This is a genomic window from Kitasatospora misakiensis, from assembly GCF_042656005.1.
Classification (GTDB): Bacteria; Actinomycetota; Actinomycetes; order Streptomycetales; family Streptomycetaceae; genus Kitasatospora; species Kitasatospora misakiensis.
This window is the reverse complement of record NZ_JBHSOF010000160.1, coordinates 1-564: the sequence shown is the minus strand read 5'-3', so window position 1 is coordinate 564 and position 564 is coordinate 1. Positions and strand designations below refer to the sequence as shown.

The 564-nt window shown below is 72.0% G+C and carries 1 protein-coding gene; it reads right to left on the bottom strand.

Translation table 11 applies throughout. From position 1 onward, the window contains the following. Positions 1–346: DUF742 domain-containing protein (locus ACFP3U_RS37040; RefSeq protein WP_380230167.1), on the bottom strand; the 346-nt coding region annotated here is incomplete at its 3' end. Positions 347–564: the final 218 nt, after the last annotated feature.

The following is a 564-nucleotide window of genomic DNA, read 5'->3' as shown; positions in this document are numbered from 1 at the left end:
GCTGGTGGATGGCGACGAGGCCGGCCTCGGCCAGGTCGGCCACGAGGATGCGGGCGACACCGAGCGGGACACCGGCCAGTGCGGAGATCTCCGCGATGGACTTGACCTCCCGGCAGAGGTTGACGATCCGGGAGTGCTCGGGCAGCAGGCCACCGGTCCGCTCGGCGGAGCCGGTGGTCGAGATCAGCGCCTCGATCGCGAGCTGGTACCGCGGCCGGGTGCGGCCACCGGTCATCGCGTACGGGCGGACCAGCGGCTGCTGCTCGTAGCCGTCGGACTGCTGCCCGCCGTAGCCGCTGCCGTACCCGTTGCCGTACGAGCCGGCGGGTGTCGAAGGCGGGGTCATGGGTCCTCCTTGTGCTGCAGCCTGGGGCAGCCGGTTCCAGCTGGGGCGAATGCCAGCTGAGGCGGGATCAGCTGCCTGAGGGTAGCTGAGGGCGGAACGCCGGGTCCGGTCGGGTCGGACCCGGCGGGGAGGTGGGACGGTGGAAGTACCGCTCAGGGTGCGCTCAGTGCAGGAGACTGCCCTGGAGTTCTGCGCGGAGTGCGGGGGTGAGGACGGCG